16 protein-coding genes are annotated in these 18,162 nt (G+C 66.9%); 4 read left to right on the top strand and 12 right to left on the bottom strand.

Annotated features, from left to right (window positions below; translation table 11 throughout):
• Nucleotides 1–183 precede the first annotated feature (183 nt).
• The 5 genes from acuI to J2S73_RS03910 all read right to left on the bottom strand — a co-directional run bounded on the left by acuI (nucleotide 184) and on the right by J2S73_RS03910 (nucleotide 4,816).
• A complete protein-coding gene (gene acuI, locus J2S73_RS03930) occupies nucleotides 184–1,179 on the bottom strand; it encodes an acrylyl-CoA reductase (NADPH) (protein WP_306884112.1) in 996 nt (331 codons plus the stop codon).
• An 81-nt stretch (nucleotides 1,180–1,260) separates the two neighbouring features.
• Nucleotides 1,261–2,496 carry an MFS transporter gene (locus J2S73_RS03925; RefSeq protein WP_306884940.1) on the bottom strand — a complete coding sequence of 412 codons (1,236 nt, stop codon included), beginning with the start codon at nucleotides 2,494–2,496 and terminating at the stop codon, nucleotides 1,261–1,263.
• 342 nt (nucleotides 2,497–2,838) lie between these two features.
• Nucleotides 2,839–3,600: an SDR family NAD(P)-dependent oxidoreductase gene (locus J2S73_RS03920; RefSeq protein WP_306884111.1), complete on the bottom strand. Its 762-nt coding sequence runs from the start codon at nucleotides 3,598–3,600 to the stop codon at nucleotides 2,839–2,841.
• A gap of 121 nt (nucleotides 3,601–3,721) precedes the next feature.
• Entirely contained in the window at nucleotides 3,722–4,327 is a 606-nt protein-coding gene (locus tag J2S73_RS03915; protein WP_306884110.1) for a nuclear transport factor 2 family protein, read from the bottom strand.
• A 75-nt stretch (nucleotides 4,328–4,402) separates the two neighbouring features.
• Nucleotides 4,403–4,816: a GlcG/HbpS family heme-binding protein gene (locus J2S73_RS03910; RefSeq protein ID WP_306884109.1), complete on the bottom strand. Its 414-nt coding sequence runs from the start codon at nucleotides 4,814–4,816 to the stop codon at nucleotides 4,403–4,405.
• A gap of 358 nt (nucleotides 4,817–5,174) precedes the next feature.
• On the opposite strand from J2S73_RS03910, the gene J2S73_RS03905 reads away from it, so the two are divergent.
• Nucleotides 5,175–6,458: an OmpP1/FadL family transporter gene (locus J2S73_RS03905; protein ID WP_306884108.1), complete on the top strand. Its 1,284-nt coding sequence runs from the start codon at nucleotides 5,175–5,177 to the stop codon at nucleotides 6,456–6,458.
• 73 nt (nucleotides 6,459–6,531) lie between these two features.
• Here J2S73_RS03905 and J2S73_RS03900 read toward each other — a convergent pair whose 3' ends face one another.
• The 7 genes from J2S73_RS03900 to J2S73_RS03870 form a co-directional block, all read right to left on the bottom strand.
• Nucleotides 6,532–6,840, bottom strand: coding sequence for an SCP2 sterol-binding domain-containing protein (locus J2S73_RS03900; RefSeq protein WP_306884107.1), 309 nt, complete (start codon nucleotides 6,838–6,840; stop codon nucleotides 6,532–6,534).
• Nucleotides 6,841–6,885: 45 nt separating this feature from the next.
• The gene (locus J2S73_RS03895; protein ID WP_306884106.1) at nucleotides 6,886–8,676 is read right to left on the bottom strand and encodes an acyl-CoA dehydrogenase C-terminal domain-containing protein; all 1,791 of its coding nucleotides are present in this window, start codon (nucleotides 8,674–8,676) and stop codon (nucleotides 6,886–6,888) included.
• 2 nt (nucleotides 8,677–8,678) lie between these two features.
• Complete coding sequence (locus J2S73_RS03890) at nucleotides 8,679–11,000, bottom strand: 3-hydroxyacyl-CoA dehydrogenase/enoyl-CoA hydratase family protein (protein WP_306884105.1); 2,322 nt, start codon at nucleotides 10,998–11,000, stop codon at nucleotides 8,679–8,681.
• The gene (locus J2S73_RS03885; RefSeq protein WP_306884104.1) at nucleotides 11,000–12,136 is read right to left on the bottom strand and encodes a thiolase family protein; all 1,137 of its coding nucleotides are present in this window, start codon (nucleotides 12,134–12,136) and stop codon (nucleotides 11,000–11,002) included. The genes J2S73_RS03890 and J2S73_RS03885 overlap by 1 nt, the downstream gene beginning before the upstream one ends.
• Before the next feature lie 52 nt (nucleotides 12,137–12,188).
• Nucleotides 12,189–12,584, bottom strand: coding sequence for a MerR family transcriptional regulator (locus J2S73_RS03880; protein WP_306884103.1), 396 nt, complete (start codon nucleotides 12,582–12,584; stop codon nucleotides 12,189–12,191).
• An 82-nt stretch (nucleotides 12,585–12,666) separates the two neighbouring features.
• The gene (locus tag J2S73_RS03875; RefSeq protein WP_306884102.1) at nucleotides 12,667–14,358 is read right to left on the bottom strand and encodes a long-chain-fatty-acid--CoA ligase; all 1,692 of its coding nucleotides are present in this window, start codon (nucleotides 14,356–14,358) and stop codon (nucleotides 12,667–12,669) included.
• Nucleotides 14,359–14,667: 309 nt separating this feature from the next.
• Nucleotides 14,668–15,615 (bottom strand): LysR family transcriptional regulator, encoded by a 948-nt coding sequence (locus J2S73_RS03870; protein WP_306884101.1) that lies wholly within the window; start codon nucleotides 15,613–15,615, stop codon nucleotides 14,668–14,670.
• A gap of 166 nt (nucleotides 15,616–15,781) precedes the next feature.
• Between J2S73_RS03870 and J2S73_RS03865 the strand changes: the two genes are divergently transcribed.
• From J2S73_RS03865 to J2S73_RS03855, 3 genes are all read left to right on the top strand, one after another.
• A complete protein-coding gene (locus J2S73_RS03865; protein ID WP_306884100.1) occupies nucleotides 15,782–16,366 on the top strand; it encodes a carboxymuconolactone decarboxylase family protein in 585 nt (194 codons plus the stop codon).
• 10 nt (nucleotides 16,367–16,376) lie between these two features.
• The gene (locus J2S73_RS03860; RefSeq protein ID WP_306884099.1) at nucleotides 16,377–16,868 is read left to right on the top strand and encodes an OsmC family protein; all 492 of its coding nucleotides are present in this window, start codon (nucleotides 16,377–16,379) and stop codon (nucleotides 16,866–16,868) included.
• A gap of 159 nt (nucleotides 16,869–17,027) precedes the next feature.
• The gene (locus J2S73_RS03855) at nucleotides 17,028–18,095 is read left to right on the top strand and encodes a C4-dicarboxylate TRAP transporter substrate-binding protein (RefSeq protein ID WP_306884098.1); all 1,068 of its coding nucleotides are present in this window, start codon (nucleotides 17,028–17,030) and stop codon (nucleotides 18,093–18,095) included.
• Nucleotides 18,096–18,162 lie beyond the last annotated feature (67 nt).

The raw sequence follows: 18,162 nt of genomic DNA, 5'->3' as shown, positions 1-18,162 counted from the left end.
GCAAGAGCACTTTTCTTGGCGTTGCTGGTCAGCGCGCGACCGCGCGCCGGCCATACTTGGCCGCGCCCGCGCAGCCGGCGAGCAAAGCTCGCTCGGCGTGAGCGCAAAAAAAGCGCAGCGCACTCGCGTGAGCGAGAAAGACTTATCCTCCCCTGAAATCCCGGACGGAGATCCGGTTCCCACTCAGCCCATATCCACGACCAGCCGGCCGCGGACCTGGCCGGCAAGGATTTCCTCGGCCTTCCCGATGATCTCGTCGAAGCCGATGGTCGTGCTGATGCGGGTGAGACGCTCGCGCTCGAGGTCGCGCACGAGCCGATCGTAGGCCTCGATCCGGAGCCGCCGCGGCGCCATCACGGAATCGATGCCGAGCAGCGACACGCCGCGCAGGATGAACGGGCCCACCGATGCCGGGAGATCCATTCCGCCGGCCAGTCCGCAGGCTGCGACCGCGCCGCCGTAGCTGGTCATCGAGAGCACGTTGGCGAGCGTTTCGGAGCCGACCGTATCGATGGCGCCGGCCCAGCGCTCCTTGGCCAGCGGACGCGCGGCGCCCTGCAGTTCGGCGCGTTCCACGATGGTGGTCGCGCCCAGCTCGTGCAGATAGTCGGCCTCCTGAGGCCGCCCCGTCGATGCCATCACCTCGTAGCCGAGCCGCGCCAGGACGGCGACCGCCACCGAACCGACGCCGCCGGCCGCACCGGTGACCAGCACCGGACCGCGCTCCGGGGTGATCCCGTGCCGCTCCAGCGCGATCACGCTCAGCATCGCCGTATAGCCGGCCGTGCCGATCGTCATCGCCTCGAACCCGGTGAGGTCGGACGGTCGCGGCACCAGCCACTCGGACTTCACCCGCGCATAGCCGGCATATCCGCCCATGTGGGTCTCGCCGACGCCCCAGCCGTTGAGGATCACCTTGTCGCCGGTCTCGAAGTCGACGGAATCGGAGGCGACGACCTCGCCGGTGAAATCGATCCCGGGGATCATCGGAAAGCGGCGCAGGACCGGGCTCTTGCCGGTGATGGCGAGGCCGTCCTTGTAATTGACCGTGCTGTGTTCGACCCGGACGGTGACGTCGCCGTCCATCAGATCGTCGAGACCGATCTCCCGGATCTCGGGCGGATTCTGCTTCTTCTCGCCTTCGGTCTTGGTGATCCAGATCGCCTTGAACCGTTCCATCGGCGTTTCCTCCCGGCTTCGACGGATGCTCCCCGCCTTCTGGTGTGACCGGCCGGGGCTGCCGACGCAAGGGGGTGCGGATCAGGCGGCCGGGGCCGGCTCCTGAAGCCTGGGTGCCGGAGCATCCTTGATCGGGAGGTGGACAAGGGCCGCAAACACACCCAGCGCGATCGAGATCCACCAGACGAGGTCGTAGGAGCCGGTCTGATCGTAGATACGGCCACCCAGCCAGACGCCGAGGAACGAGCCGATCTGATGGGAGAAGAACACGAAGCCGAACAGCGTCGCCATGTAGCGGGGACCGAACATGACCGCCACCAGGCCGGAGGTCAGCGGCACCGTGGAGAGCCACAACAGCCCCATGCCGGCGGCGAACAGAAGTACGCTCGCCTGGGACACCGGAACGGAAATGAAGCCGAGAATGATCAGGGATCGGGCCAGATAGAGCGCGGACAGCGAGTATGACTTGGAGAAGCGCGCGCCGACGGCACCGGCCGAAAGCGAGCCGACGATATTGAACAGGCCGATGAGCGCGAGCGCCCAGGCGCCGAGCATCGGCGACATGCCGAGATCGCTCAGATAGGGCGGCAGGTGGACGGCGATGAAGGCCAGGTGGAACCCGCAGACGAAGAAGCCGAAGACCAGAAGGACGTAGCTGCGATATCCGAACGCCTCCGTCAGCGCCTCGCGGAAGGTCTGCGGAGCAACGCCGGCATCGGATCCCGCCCGGCCTTTGAGGGCATAGGCAAGCGGCACGATGGTCAGCACCGCGACCGCCAGGATCACCATCGCCCGTTCCCAGCCGACCCCGTCGATCAGCCCCTGGGTGAGCGGCCCGAACAGGAACTGGCCGAACGAACCGGCCGCGGTCCCGAGACCGAAGGCGATCGATCGGCGCGCGGGCGTGACGCTCCGACCGAACGCGGCCAGCACGATCGTGAAGGATCCCGCGGCGAGCCCGACGCCGACCGAAATGCCCATTCCGAGCTGCAGCACGAGCGGGTTCGCGGCAATGCTCGCGATGTAGAGGCCGACCGAATAGAGGATGGCCCCCACCACGAGCACGCGGGCGGTGCCATAGCGGTCGGAGATCGCCCCCATGATCGGCTGAGCCGCGCCCCAGACCAGGTTCTGGACGGCGAGCGCAAGCGCAAAGGTTTCGCGCGACCATCCGCGCGCTTCCGTCATCGGCGTCAGGAACAGGCCGAACGCCGAGCGCTCGCCGAACGACAGCATCGCCACCGCGCAGCCGGCAAAAATGACAACCGCAAGCGGAACGGGAGGCCGGACGGCCGGAGTGGACTGGGTGCTCACGATGATGTCTCCCGCGGATACCGGCAGTCGGACGATGGGCGGTGCTCGCCCGAAACTTCGATTTAATCCCCGCAGGCCGATCCCGACCATTGAATCTTTTTGAGCAGATCCATGCACGGAATCGATGCATTTCGAGCCAGCGCGCCCGAGGTGCGCAGGAGCTCAGAATTGCGGATCTGAATGATGCTCTGGCCGTGCGCCGGCCGCTTTCCCCAGTGAAGCGACGCTTTTCTTGTCGTCCGCCGTGCCGTCCGTGATGACGACCGGGCTCGCCGATGGGGATCGACGTCCCGGTCGCGCTTCACCGCATCGGGTCTTGCCGGACGGCAGGCCCCGCTTCGGCCTTCAGCGCGGCGCCATCCGGATGGCGCCGTCCAGCCGGATGGTCTCGCCGTTCAGCATCTCGTTGTCGACGATGTGCAGCGCCAGCTTGGCGTACTCGTCCGGCCGGCCGAGCCGGGAGGGGAACGGGACCTGCTCGCCCAGGCTCTGCTGCACTTGCTCCGGCAGCCCCTTCAGCATCGCGGTCTCGAAGATGCCCGGCGCGATCGTGCAGACCCGGATGCCGATGGAGGCGAACTCGCGGGCGGCGGGCAGCGTGAGCCCGACCACACCGGCCTTGGAGGATGCGTAGGACGTCTGGCCGATCTGGCCGTCAAAGGCTGCGACGGAGGCCGTATTCACGACCACGCCGCGCTCTCCGGTGGCGAGCGGCTCGAGCGCCGCGGCGCGCTCAGCGAACAGCCGCAGCATGTTGAACGTACCGATCAGGTTGACTTCGACGCCCTTGCGGAAGGCGTCCAGCGGCATCACGCCGTTCTTCGAGACGATTTTCTGGGCCGGCGCGATGCCCGCGCAATTGATGAGAATGCGCGCTGGGCCGTGCGCCTCGGCGGCTCCGTCGATCGCGGCCGTCGCGCTGTCGGGATCGGACACGTCGCACTTGAATGCGGCCCCGGAAATCTCTTCGGCGACGGCCCGGGCCCCCTCCTCGTTGAAATCGAGTATAGCGACCTTCGCGCCGCCCTTGGCCAGGGCCCGCGCCGTCGCGGCTCCCAGACCGGATCCGCCGCCCGTCACCAGTGCCGCAATGCCCTCGATCTGCATGGTCAGAAGTCCTCCCTGTGGATGGTGCCGTGCCCGGATCGGGCGCCGGAGTTGGCTCCGCGGCAAATTGGTGGGCTGGCGGCGGCCGGCTCGACGGCCGGCGCCCCCCTCAGCCTGTGGCCTATCGCGCGAGCGGCTTTCCGGAAAGCCAGTCTGCGCCGTCCTGGTAGAGCGCGGTCACCTCGGCGCCGACGAGACCGGGCATGTCCGGCTTCACGTTGAAGCCCAGCTTGGTCTGGAGATAGGCCAGATGCCGGTAGCCGACGGGAAACCGCTCGAGAAGCTCCCGGTCCAGCTTCAGCTCGGCCGCGGGATCGACCGGATCGAGCCGGTCCTTCTCGTAGATCGGCTGGCGCAGCACGACGAGCCATTTTCCGTCGCGCTTTTCGATGAAGTCATAGAAACGGCCGGTGCAGACGACGTCGCAGAGAACCCCGTCGACCTCGGCGCGCTGGTTGATCGTCATCTTGGTCTGCGCGATCGCGCGATTGCCGGCCAGATCGATCGACGTTCCGCCGAGGAAGTGGAGAATGTTCACGCCGTTTTCGAAGCCGCGCTTGCTGACGGCGATGAACTCGTCCCCGGTTCCCTGGAACCAGGTCGCCATCATCCGGCCTTCCGGCGCCCAGACCGTACGGAAGCGCTCCCAGTCGGCCGCATCCCGCCACACCGCCCAGTTCTCCACCAGATCCCGGATCGCGAGCCGGTCGATCAGTTCCTCGGTCATCTCAACTTCCTCAAATCACACGCAGATCGCCGGACCGGATCCAGCCTCGGCACCGGCCAGGCAAGGTATCGGCTACTATGCCGCGTCCGGTCCGACAAGCGCCGACACGCCGGCCAGCGCAATCTGCTCGTCGATCTCCGACGGGGCTCCCGAGACGCCGATCCCGCCGACGCAGTCACCCTCATGGATGATCGGCACGCCGCCGATGATGGGCAGATTGCCGGGAAAGGTGAGGAAGACCTGCCGCTCGCCGACCCGCTCCTCCCAGAACCGCGACGGTTTGCCGGTGGTCCCGGCGGTGCCCGCCTTACGGGTCGCAACGGTCGCCGATGTCGCGCTGACCCCGTCCATGCGCTCCAGGCGCAGCAGCGCGCCGCCGTCGTCGACGATGGCGATGGAGACCGCATAGCCCTGCTTGTCCGCTTCCCGGCGGCACGCCGCCATCATGGTCACGGCATCCGCCTCTGTGAGACATGCTCGCATCCGCATGAGATCCTCCCTCGGTTCGCGTGAGTGCACATCGCTCGCTGACCGATTTTATGCGGCTTGGCAAGTCGCCTGGAGCGAGGAGGAAGGCACGCCGCGTTTGAAGCCGAGGATGCAGCCACCTGTCGCGCGGACGTCACGGAGGCGCTCCACACTTCCAGGATCCGGCGCGCGACAAGGTCCGGCAATCACGAGATGTGGCGCTTTCATCACACAGACCACAAAACGTCACCCAATGAACCATAAAGGACTTAACTTGACGCATACGTCAGTTAGCATCCTGCCGTTGTAAAAAGCAGGCGCGACAACGCGCCGAAGTGATCGCGGCCCGGTCAACGCGGCCGCCTCGGGGAGGAAACCTATGAAGCGACGTGCCCTTTTCACTCTGGTCATGGCAACCACCGCCCTTGCGACGAGCAGCGCCGCCATCGCCGGTTCGTTTGCCCTGCGCGAGCAGAGCACCAGAGGCCAGGGGCTCGCCTTCGCCGGCGTCGCCGCCGGCAGCGCGGGGCTCTCGTCGCTTTACTGGAACCCGGCCTGGATGTCGGAGCGGTCCGGACTGCAGTTCGAAGCGAACCTCAGCGCGATCCTGCCCTACAGCAACGTCACGCCGCAGACCGGCACGAGCCCCATCCTGCTGGGCGCGACCGGAACCGGCGAGAGCGGCGACATCGCCAGCGACACCCTGCTGCCCTCGCTCTACGCAAGCTACCAGCTCAGCGAGAACGCGTGGCTGGGCCTGTCCACCAACACGCCCTACGGCCTCTCGACCAAGTACAAGGATCCGTTTCCCGGCCAGGTCTACGCGACCAGTTCCAAGGTGTTCTCCTTCGACGTGAACCCGAGCTTCACCTACGCGGTGAACGACTGGCTCTCGCTCGGCGCCGGCATCCAGGTGATGTACTTCTCCACCAACCTCCAGCGGTCTCTCTCGCCGGTGCCGTACGCCCCGACGGCGACGCTCGATGGCGACGATGTCGGCTTCGGCGGCACCGCCGGCGTCACCTTCACGCCGTTCGAGGGCACGGAGATCGGCGTCGGGTGGCGGTCGCCGATCGAGCTCAACCTCGAAGGCGATCTGACCCTTCAGGCGCGTTCCGGCATGCTCCCGGCCGGCACCTACCCGATCCAGGCCGGCATCACGCTGCCGGAAATCGTGACCATCGGCCTGCGCCACCAGCTCACGTCCCAGCTCGAGCTGAACGCTGGCTTCGAGTGGACCAACTGGAGCCGGCTCGGAACGATCCCCGTGGTCTCGACGGCCGGCCCGGCGACTGGCGCCACGCTGACCAATCTCTATTTCGAGTACGACGACGGCTACTACGCTTCGCTCGGCGCCGAGTACGACTTCAACGCGCGCTGGTCGATGCGCGGCGGCCTCGCCTACGAATGGTCGCCAATCTCCACCTCGACCCGCGACCTGCGCCTGCCTGACGCCGACCGCCTGCACGCGGCCCTCGGCGCGTCCTACACCTGGAAGGACCGTCTGACGGTCGATCTCGCCTACACCCACATCTTCACCATGGGCGATGGCGACATCGAACTGACCCCGGGCAATCCGAGCTACATCACTGGCCTGCCCTTCGTGGGCTCGGTGGATTCCGGCGTCGACCTGATCTCGCTCGGCGCCAGCTACCGCTTCTGAGACACGAAAAGGCCGGCCGCTGACGGGCGGCCGGCCCCTTTGACCTGCGGGCGTGATTTTTCCCGGGTAATGCTCAGTCGCTCTCGAACAGCGCGGCGAGTTTCAGCGCCACGCCCTGGGAGCCCTCGACCTTCAGGCGGCCGGTCGAGAAGGCGATCATCGGGCTCAGCCGTCCCTCGACCAGCTTCATCAGATTGTCCGAGGAGAGCTTGAGGACCGTGTCGGCCTCGTCATCGCCTTCCCGGATCTCGACCGGATCTGCCGTGCCGTCGATGAAGATGCGGCCACCGTCGGTCAGGTCCATGCGGACCTTGTAGCCGAGCCCTTCAAGGGCATCGGCCTTGTCCTCGAGCGTGTCCAGCAGCGTCGCCATGTCGGCCATCAAATATCTCCAGTCGATCAGACACCCACCGGACGGCCGGGCGGATCAGAACATCGCCTCGTCGAGGCTCATCATGGCGCCCTTGCCGGACTTGATCGCCGCGAACAGGCCCGCCGACTGCGGCAGGATCCGCTCGATGAAGAAGTGCGCCGTCGTGATCTTCGCCCGGTAGAAGTCGGGGTCGTCCGGCCCGTCGGCAAGGGCGGCATGGGCGACCTTCGCCATGCGGACCCACATGTAGCCGAGCGCCACCAGACCGAACAGCCGCAGATAGTCGGTCGCCGCCGCGCCGGCTTCCTCCGGATCCTTGAGACCCTTCTGCGCGATGGTGGCGGTCGACAGCTGCAGCGCCCCGAACGCCTTGGCGAGCGGCTGGGCCAGCGGCGCCAGATCGTCGTCCTCCAGCGCCTCGTCGATGAAGGTGAGCACCGGATGGAAGAACGATCGCAGCAGGCGGCCGGTATGGGCCGGCATCTTACGGCCGACCAGATCGAGCGCCTGCACGCCGTTGGTGCCCTCGTAGATCATCGAGATGCGGCTGTCGCGGACGATCTGTTCCATCCCGTGGTCCTGGATGTAGCCGTGGCCGCCATAGACCTGCATGGCGATGTTGGTGGTCTCGAAGCCCATGTCGGTGAAGAGCGCCTTCACGATCGGCGTCATCAGGGCGGAGAAATCGTCGGCCTGCTTGCGCACCTCTTCGTCCGGATGGTGTTCCATCATGTCGAGGCTGCGCGCGACCCAGGTGCCGAGCGCGCGGCAGCCTTCGTTGTAGGCGCGCATCGTCATCAGCTGCCGGCGGATGTCGGGATGCACGATGATCGGATCGGCCGGCTTGTCGGGCGCCTTCGTGCCGGACAGCGACCGGCCCTGCAGGCGGTCCTTGGCGTAGGCCACGGCGCTCTGATAGGCGACCTCGGCCGCGCCGAGCCCTTGCACACCGACCGACAGGCGCTCGGAGTTCATCATCGTGAACATCGCCCGCATCCCCTTGTGGGGATCGCCCACAAGCCAGCCGGTTGCCTCGTCGAACGACATCTGGCAGGTCGCCGAGCCGTGGATGCCCATCTTTTTCTCGAGCGCGGTGCAGGTCACGCCGTTGCGCGCACCGGGACGCCCGTCCTCGCTGGGGACAAATTTCGGCACCAGGAACATCGAAATGCCCTTCACGCCTTTCGGGGCGTCCGGCATCCGCGCGAGCACCAGATGGACGATGTTTTCCGTCAGGTCGTGCTCGCCGGCGGAGATGAAGATCTTCGCGCCGGTGATCTTGTAGCTGCCGTCGTCCTGGGGAACGGCCTTGGTCCGGAGCAGGCCGAGATCGGTGCCGCAATGCGCCTCCGTCAGGCACATCGTGCCGGCCCAGGTGCCATCAACCATCTTCGGCAGGTAGCGCTCCTTCAGGTCCTGCGACCCGTGGGCCTCCAGCGCCTTGGTGGCGCCGTGGGTGAGGCCCGGATAGAGCGAGAAGGACAGGTTCGCCGAGCAGATCATCTCCTCAATGAACTTGTTGATCGGCGCCGGCAGCCCCTGGCCGCCCCATTCCGGATCGGCCGCCATCGAGGTGAAGCCGGTTTCGCGGAAGGCGGTGTAGGCCTCCTTGAAGCCGGTCGGCGTGCGCACGACGCCGTTCTCCAGAATGCACCCCTCCTGATCGGCGGACGCATTGAGCGGCAGAAGCCGCTCCGTCGTGAACTTCGCCGCCTCTTCCAGGATCGCGTCCACCACGTCGGAGGTGACGTGCTCGAAGGCCGGCAGCGACGTGTAGTCGGTGCTGTCGTGCAGCTCGTTGAGCACGAAGCGCATGTCCCTCAGCGGGGCCGAATAGGTCTGCATGGTCAGTTCCTCACGGGCTTGCCGGTCTCCAGAACGCTCTCGAAGCGATCCAGCGTTGCCGTCGTTCGCACCAGGCGCATGAAGCTCTCGCGCTCCAGCTCCAGGATGGTGTCCTCGTCCACCTCGTCGAGCAGGTCGCACCCGCCGCCGGCCAGCACGTTGGCCAGCTCGCCGGCCACCACCAGATCGTGCCGGGTGGCGATGCCGCGCCGGGCGAAGCCTTCGGCGGCCATCTTCATGGCCAGCTGCCCGGACGGGCCCGGCAGCATGTAGGTGTGCGGCGCGGGCGGCTGGTAGCCGTCGACCATCTCCAGCGCGCGGGCCTTGGCATCGGCGAGGAGCCGGTCACGGTTCATGGTGATGCGATCGCTCTTGCGCAGGAACTTGAGGTCCTTCGCCTCCTCCGCGGACTTGGCGACGGTGGCCATGGAGACCGTCTCGAAGACCTTGGAGGGAGCCGGCATCGGCCCGCCGGGCAGCGCGCCAGGCGCCTGCCAGCGCCCGAGCATCTCCTTGCAGCCGCCCCAGCCCGGCACGATGCCGACGCCACACTCCACCAGTCCGACATAGCTTTCGGCGTGGGCCTGGACGGCGTCGGAATGGAGCAGGATCTCGCAGCCTCCGCCAAGCGCCATCCCCGACGGTGCGCTGACCACCGGGAACGGGGCGTATTTCAGCGCCTTGTAGGTCTGCTGACCAAGCGAGACGAGCCGCTCGATCTCGCCCCAGGCGGCGATGTTGGCGGCAAACAGCGCCAGGCCCAGATTGGCACCCACGGAGAAATTGGTCCCTTCATTGTAGATGACGAGGGCCTTGTGGTTGCGCTTGACCAGCTTGATGGTCGACCCGAGCAGGGTCAGCACCTCCTCGTCGAGCGCGTTCTGCCGGGATGTGAATTCGAAGCACACCACCCCGTCGCCGATGTCCCACGCAGCCGCCGACGCGTTCTTGAGCAGCGGCTTCGCGCCCAGCTTGACGTCGGCCAGGAGCAGAACCCCCTCGGGCCGCACGATGTCGGCGTAACGGCCGTCGGGCTGCAGCACCTGCCGGCGACCGTCCTCGACCCGGTAGAACGTCCTCTCCCCGAGCGTCTCGAGGATCGGCGGGACCGGCTCTCCGGCCTCCTTCAGCCGCTCGACCAGATAGGCGCCGCCGATCCGGTCGATCAGCTCGAACGGACCCTGTTTCCAGTTGTAGCCGAGCCGCATGGCCTCATCGATCGCCGCCACATCGTCGCTGGCCTCGCCGACGAGATGCGCCGCGTAAGCGAGCGTGCCGCCCATCACGGCGAAGGCATAGCGCCCGATCCGGCCGGTATCTTCGAGCACCTGGCGCGGATTGCGCACCCCTTCCAGTTCGGAGAGACGCGGCCGCTGGACCGGGGAATACCGTCCCGTCGAAAGGTCGATGGCTTCCTTCTGCCTGCCGCCGTCCTCGCGGTTCAGCCGGTAGAAGCCGCCCTTGCCTTTCCGGCCGGTGTAGCCCTCCGCAATCATCCGCTCCACCAGCGGCAGCTCGCGCCGCGAGGTATGAAAGGCGTCGCCTTCGGGAAGGGCTGCGGCCAGGCTGGCGCCGACATGCGGCATCAGGTCGAGCCCGACCAGATCGAGGAGCCCGAACACGCCCGTCTTCGGAATGCCGAACGGCCGGCCGATGACGGCGTCCGCCTCTTCCACGGTGAGACCCTGCTCGACCGCCTGTCCGACCGCGAGCTGGATCCAGGTGACGCCGAGCCGGTTGGCGATGAAGCCTGGGCTGTCCTTCGCCGTGATCACGCTCTTGCCCAGGCGCCGATCGGCGAAATCGGCAACCTTCGCCGCGATTTCGGGCTCGGTCGCAGGACCGGTGACCAGTTCCATCAGCCGCATGTAGCGCGGCGGATTGAAGAAGTGGGTGATCATGAAGGCGCGCCGGAACGCGTCCGACAGTCCGTCGGTCAGCGTCGCCAGCGGGATCGTGGAGGTGTTGGACGAGACCGCCGCGTCGGGCCGGCGAACGCCGTCGATCTTGGCGTAAAGATCGCGCTTGATGTCGCTGCGCTCGACGATCGCTTCGATGATCCAGTCGACCTCGCCGAGCTTGTCGAGATCGTCTTCCAGATTGCCGGTCTCCACCAGCTTTGCTGCCCGCGGCGACATGAACGGGGCCGGATCCGCCTTCTTCATCCGCGCGACCGCAGTGTCGGCGAGCGTGTTCCGGTTGTCCGCGCCGTCGGGAACGATGTCGAGGAGCAACACCGGGACGCCCGCATTCGCCACGTGGGCGGCGATCCCCGCCCCCATGACGCCGGCGCCGATGACGGCGACCTTGCCGAACTCAGCCATCAGATGCGCTCCATGATCGTGGCGATGCCCTGGCCGCCGCCGATGCACTGGGTGGCGAGGCCGTAGCGACCGCCTTCGCGGCCGAGCAGCGCGGCCGCCTTGCCGAGAATCCGCGCGCCGCTGGCGCCCAGCGGATGGCCGAGCGCGATGGCGCCGCCGTCCAGATTCAGCGTCTCCTCGCGGATGCCGAGCTCCCGAACGCAGGCCAGCGACTGGCTCGCGAAGGCCTCGTTCAGCTCGACGATGTCCATGTCCTTGATGTCCAGATCGCTGCGGCCGAGCGCTTTGCGGGTGGCGGCGATCGGCCCGATCCCCATCACCGTCGGATCGCAGCCGGCAACGGCGACGGACACGATCCGCGCCAGCGGCGTCAGACCGGCCTTCTCAGCATAGGCCTCGCTGCAGACCAGCACCGCGGCGGCTCCGTCGGTGAGCGGCGACGAGGTGCCGGCCGTGACCGTCCCGTTCTCGGCGAAGGCCGGTTTCAGCTCCGACAGGCTCTCCGCCGTGGTGCCGGGACGGATGCAGCCGTCGGCGTCGACGCTGGAGCCGTTCGCGCCGATCGTCACGATCTCGTCCTTGAACCGGCCCTGCTCCTGGGCTTCGCTGGCCAGCCGATGGCTGCGCACGGCGAACGCCTCCTGATCGTCCCGGGTGATCTGCCAGCGCCGCGCCACGTTCTCCGCCGTGTCGCCCATGGAGATGTAGGCGCCGGGGTGCTTTTCGTAGAGCGCCGGATTGGGCAGCGGGTTGAAGCCGGTCATCGGAACCCGGCTCATGCTTTCCACGCCGGCACAGACGAAGACGTCGCCTGCCCCCAGCGCGATCTGGCCGGCGGCAATGTGCACGGCATGCATCGACGACCCGCAGAACCGGTTCACCGTCACGCCGGCCACCGTTTCCGGCAGTTCCGCGATCTGGCCGATGAGACGGGCCACGTTGAAGCCCTGCTCGGCCTCCGGGAAGGCGCAGCCCACGATCAGGTCCTCGATGTCGTCCGGTTTCACGCCGCTGCGCTTGATCAGGTCGCCGACCACCGAGGCGGCGAGATCGTCGGGGCGCACCCGGGCGAGCGCCCCCTTTTTGGCGAGCGTGAAGGGCGAGCGCGCGTAGCCCGCGATGACGGCCTTCGTCATGGCGATGTCTCCTGAAATACGGCTATGTGGGGGGACGGACCGGACCCGTAGGTCAGCTGGCCTTGCTGCGCTCGAACTGCGCCAGGGCCTCGGAGGCCTGGAGTTCGATGGCGTGCAGCTCGGAGAGCGTCGTGTCGAGCGCTTCGCGCTGTTCCTCCAGACGCTGCTTGCGCTCGCGCACCCCGGTCAGCAGCCGCTGCAGCTGCTCCTTCTGGGTCCGGTCGAGATCGTACAGGTCCAGATATTCCTTGATTTCCTGCAGCGTGAAGCCGAGCCGCTTGCCGCGCAGGATCAGGATCAGACGCGCCCGATCGCGCACCGTGTAGATACGGGTGGCACCAGCCCGCCCCGGCGACAGCAGCCCCTTGTCCTCGTAGAACCGGACCGCACGCGGCGTGACGCCCAGCTCCTCGGCCAGCTGGGTGATGGTGTAGAAATTGCCGGTCACCGTTTACCCCCGCCACGGCCGCATAAAACCCACGCGACCGCAATTTTAGAGAATCTCGATATTGTAGCATGCGCGCGCCCCGTCAAGCACCCGGGGCAGACGCGCCGTGTGCGCGTTCTTCCTCGACCAGCGCCTTCTTGGACAGCTTGCCCACCATCGTCTTCGGCAGACTGTCGCGAATCTCGATGCTGCGCGGCATCTCGATCTTGGACAGCCGCGGCGAGAGGAAGGCCATCAGATCGTCGGCGGTCGTCGCCGCCCCTTCGCGCAGGGTCACGAAGGCCTTCGGGCTCTCGCCGCGATAGGGATCCGGCACGCCGATCACCACCGCTTCGCAGACCGCCTCGTGCTCGTAGAGCGCCTCTTCGATCATCCGCGGATAGACGTTGTAGCCGCTGCAGATGATGAGGTCCTTGATCCGGTCCACCAGGAACAGATAGCCGTCGGCATCCAGATAGCCGATGTCACCGGTGCGCAGGGCGCCGTCGATCATGACCGCATCACTTTCCTGCGGCCGGTTCCAGTAGCCGGCCATGACCTGCGGCCCGCGGATGCACACCTCGCCGCGTTCGCCCGGCGGCATCAGCCTCTCCGGCGCATCCGGATCGCGGATCTCGATCAGGGTATCGGGAAGCGGCAGACCGGCCGAGCCGTCGCGGTTGGCCCGTGCGTCGACCGGGTTGCAGGACACCACCGGCGAGGCTTCCGTAAGGCCGTAGCCTTCGGCGAGCCGGCAGCCGGTCATGTCCTCGAACCGGGTCCGGATTTCCGCCGGAAGCGGTGCACCGCCGGAAATGCAGATCCGCAGGCACGAGAGGTCGATCCGGCGCGTCTCCTCCGCGCCCGCGATCGCACCGTAGAGCGTCGGAACCGCGGGCAGCAGCGTCGGCCGCCGCCGTCCGATGGTCTTGAGGAGTTCCGTCAGCTTGAACTGCGGCAGCAGGACCAGTTCCGCCCCGATAACAACCCCGAGATTGAGCGCCACCGTCAGCGCGAAGATGTGGAAGAAGGGCAGCACGCACAGGACGCGCTCCTCGCCGTCCCGGAACGCGCACTCGCCGTGCGCCACCACCTGCCGGACGTTGGCGACCAGGTTGGCATGGGTCAGCATGGCGCCTTTCGGCGTCCCCGTGGTCCCGCCGGTATATTGCAGGACCGCAAGGGCGTCCGGCGCGATGGTGACGGGATCGGGCGTGTGCGCCTCGCGGGTCAGATCGGCGTAGGTCACGTGTCGTGTATCGGCCGGGATCCGCGCACGCTCACCCGACTTGAACAGCCGGAACAGGATCGACTTCGCGGTCGGCAGGACGTCGGCCATCGGGCAGACGATGATATGGGCGAGCCCGGTCGCATCGGCCGCCTCGGCCACCGGCCGGTAGATGCGCTCCAGATCCATGACCACCATGGCTGTCGTCCCGGAGTCGCGGATCTGCGCCTCGATTTCCCGGGCGGTGTAGAGCGGATTGAAATTGACCACGGTCGCGCCGGTTTTCAGCACCGCGAAGAAGAACACGACCGAATAGGGCGTGTTGGGAAGGCACAGGCCGATCCGGTCGCCCGGCCCCGTCCCCAGGCGCTGCAGCCCGGCCGCCACCTGGTCGACGAGGGCGCCCACCTGGCGATAGGTCCAGGCGCGTCCCAGGAAATCGATGGCCCGGTTCTCGCCGAACCGCGCCAGCGTCCGGTCAAGAAGATCCGGCATCGTCGTGCGGTCGACGACACCGGAGGAAACACTTGGCGCCTCGACGGTCGCCGTCCCCTTCACGTCCTCCATGGCTCTCCCCAGAGCAGGCGAGCGTCCTTCGGTCCACCCACCGACCGAGGCGCTGCATTACGTATACGTAATCTCTGTTACGTTATAGGAACATTGATAGCGCGAACCCGCGCTCTCGCGCAAGAGTAGTTGTCGCCGATGCCAACCATGTGACCTCGCGGGCAGCGCAGACCTGCTCGGTTGAAAAAGGCGCGCATCGCCTCGGCCTTTGGCAGCCGCGCTCCGTCCCGCACTGCAACCAGAGCCCGAACCGCCGCCGGTGAGGCATCGGACACGCTGGCCGGCTCGCTCCTGCGACCGGAGCCGTCGTCAGCGCAGGCCTGCTCCCGCGAGGGCCGTCCAGTATCCTCTCGCGGCGACCTCGGCCGCCTGTTCCAGCATCACCGCCTCAACCCTTGCGACCACCCCGGACGGGGGACGCTGGTTGTGGAACGCAAGGCTCCAGACGATGCGCATGCCTTCCAGCGGTCGCGCGGTCACCGCACCCGTCTCCACCTCTTCCGCGACCGCACTGCCGGGAAGCAGCGCGATGCCGATCCCGGCCTTCACCAGCTCGACCATCAGGGTGCGCGAATTGACCTCCGCCGCGACGGTCACGTTCAGCCCGTAGCGGGCGTTCATCCGGTTGAGCCAGTGGCGCATGAAGTTGCCCTGGGGATGCGCGACCATCCGCTCGCGGGCGAGGTCGTGCCAGTCGAGCGCTTCGGTCGTGGCCAGCGGATGACCGGGCGCCATCACCACCCGCAGCTGCTCGGCGGCAATCGGTGCCGTGTTCAGCTTGCCCCGGCGGGTCTTCGGGCTGACCAGGATCGCCAGATCGAGCTCCCCCTTGGAGAGACCGATCTCCATGTTTTCCGAAATGTCCTCGGTGATGGCCAGCTCGACCTTCGGATAGCGTGCCGCCACCCGCGCGACGAGCGGCGTTGCGAAGATCCGCGACGTCGAGATCGGCAGACCGATCTGCACCCGACCGGCGGGTTCGGCGTCGAACGAACTCAGTTCGTGAACGGTCATGTCGTGCAGGCGGATCATCTCCTGGGCCCGGCCGATCAGCCGCTGGCCCGGCCCCGTCAGCTGCACGCCGCGCTTGCCGCGATCCAGCAGCCGCGACCCGTACGCCCGCTCCAGCGACTGGACCGAACGGCTGAGCGCCGACTGGGAGACACCCAGCCGTTCGGCGGCCGCCGTGAGGCTTCCCTGCTCGGCGATCTCGAGGAAGCGGTGCAGGTCAGTGAGGCCCTGAGGAAAGTTATCCATGCGTCATTCGCATCATTATCATCTTCGAAATTGCATTCTACGCATGGCGGTTCGACTCTACAATCTGAGGTGAGGTCACAAACTTTGCGGCAGCAGGCGTCGATCGGGCCCGTTCGGCCGTCCGCCCGACTGGTGCGGAGCACCCCAAGTCCAAGGAGAACCGACGATGGATCCGAGGATCGCCCCTCTGAGCGACGACGAAGCCAGCGGCACCCAGCGCCTCCTGATCGAGACCGCCGAAGCCAACGGCGCACCCGATCCCCTGTGCGCGCGCATCTACGTGCGCAGCGAGGCCGGCCGGAACTGGCTCAGGCATTGGAACGAGCTTCTGAACGGTGGCGTGCTGCCGGTGCCGTTGAAGGAGATGTGCCGGGTCCTGATCTCGATGAAGCACTTCTGCGGCTACTGCTCGACGGTGCGGTCGCGCATCGCCCGGGAAGCGGGCCTGACCGAAGAAAAGCTGATGGCCACCACGGACTTCGAGGCGAGCCCGCTGTTCGACGAGCGGGAGAAGGCGGCGCTGCGCTTCGCCACCGCGTTCAAGGACGGCGACGACGGCATCGACGACGACGCGGTCTACGACGACCTGAAGCGCCATTTCAGCGAGGAGGAGATCGTCGAGCTCGGCCTGGTCTGCGCGGAGACCGACGGGGTGGGCAAGTTCGCCCGCTCGCTGCGGATGCGCACCTGGGAAGAAGCCTGCGAACTCCAGCCGATGCTCAGGGCCAAAAGCCCGTCGGCAGCCGCCTGAGGGACGCACCATGTCGTCCAGCCAGATGTTCGAGGTCGTGTTCGACGCCGAGGGCGTCGCAGTCGGCAAGATGCGCAACGAGATCACGCTGACGGCGCGCACGCCGTTCACCAGCGTCAACCGGCTGGCCACCGACGAGGGCGCCTTTCAGGGCGGCGAGGGCACCGCGCCCACCCCGCTGGAATATTTCCTGACCGGCCTGGTGGGCTGCCTGATGACCCAGATCCGCGTGTTCGCGCGCAAGCTGAAGGTGGACGTCTCCGACCTCAAGGTGACCTGCCGCGCCGAGTGGGCTGCCGACAGGGGCGAGATCGGCCCCTACGAGACGCGCCCGAAGGGCTTTCATCTGGACGTGGACCTCGCTTCGGACGCGCCGCCCGACGACGTCGCCCGGCTGATCGAGGCCGCCAAGCGCGGCTGCTTCGTGGAACAGACCCTAGCGGTCCCCAACACCGTGTCCCACCGCTTCCGCATCAATTCCGGAGAGTGGCGGGACGCGTGACACGCAGGACCGGCGGTGTCCGCGCCGCCGGTCCGCCCTGATTGTCCATTCTGGACATATTCGTGCCTTCCGGGCCGCCGCGCCCGCGAGCACGTTGGCGTAACCGCAAAAATGCGGCGCCGTCACACGAAGACGACGCAAAAATATCGGGAGGAATGCATGCGTACATGGACGAAGTTCGGCATCGGCCTGGGCCTTGCCGCGGCGGCGGCAGTGCCCGCATCGGCGCAGGAAACGGTGGACCTGACGGTGGTGTCCGGGTTCTCGCCGACCGTGGCGGCGGTCAAGATGCTCCAGGAAAGCTTCATTCCGACCGTCAACGAGGAACTCGCCAAAACCGGCAACTACGAGATCAACTGGCAGGAGGCCTTTTCCGGCACCCTGGCGACGCCGGGCGGCGAACTTGAAGCGGTTCAGACCGGCCTTGCGGACGTCGGCGTCATCGTCACCGCGATCCATTCCGACAAGATCCCGCTCTATCTGATCGGCTACGTCACGCCGTTCACCACCACCGACATGGTGCTGGTCCACAACGTGGTCGATGGCCTGGTGGAGAAGTATCCCGCCTTCAACGAGACCTGGGACAAGTTCAACCAGGTGACCCTGTCGGCTTCCGGCATCGCCGACAACTACATCGTCTGCTCGGCCAAGCCGATCGAATCCGTCGACGACATCGACGGTCTCAAGATCGGCGGCATCGGACCGAACCTGCGCTGGGTGGAACCGATCGGCGGGGTCGGGGTGAACGCCAACCTCGGCAACTTCTACAACATGACCCAGACCGGCGTGACCGACGCCATCCTGGTGTGGGGCGAGTCCGTCGTGTCGCTGAAGTTCTACGAGGTGTGCCCGTACTACTTCAACGCCAACCTCGGCGGCGCCAACACCTATGCCGTCAACGTCAACAAGCAGAAGTGGGAAACCCTGCCGGAAGAGGTCCAGTCCGCGCTGGAGACCGGCGCCAAGGCCTACAGCGTGGCCATCGGCGAGTTCGCCGCAACCCTGGGCGAGCGCGCGATCGAGACCTTCAAGGAGAACGGCGGGACCGTCGTCCAGATCGACGAGCAGGAACGGCTCGAGTGGGCCGCGACCCTTCCCAACATCGCGCAGGAATGGGCCGACGAGATGGAGGCCCAGGGCATCCCGGGCAACGACATCCTGCACGACTACATGTCCGCGATGCGCGAGGCCGACCAGCCCATCGCCCGCCAGTGGGACGAGAACTAGTCCCCGGCACTCCGCCTGAGCCCTCTTCCGCCCGGAGCCCCTCCGGGCGGAAGAAACGGCTTCGGAG

This window comes from Amorphus orientalis, assembly GCF_030814015.1.
GTDB lineage: Bacteria > Pseudomonadota > Alphaproteobacteria > Rhizobiales > Amorphaceae > Amorphus > Amorphus orientalis.
The sequence above is the reverse complement of the archived record's forward strand: the minus strand, read 5'-3'. Positions and strand labels throughout refer to the sequence as shown.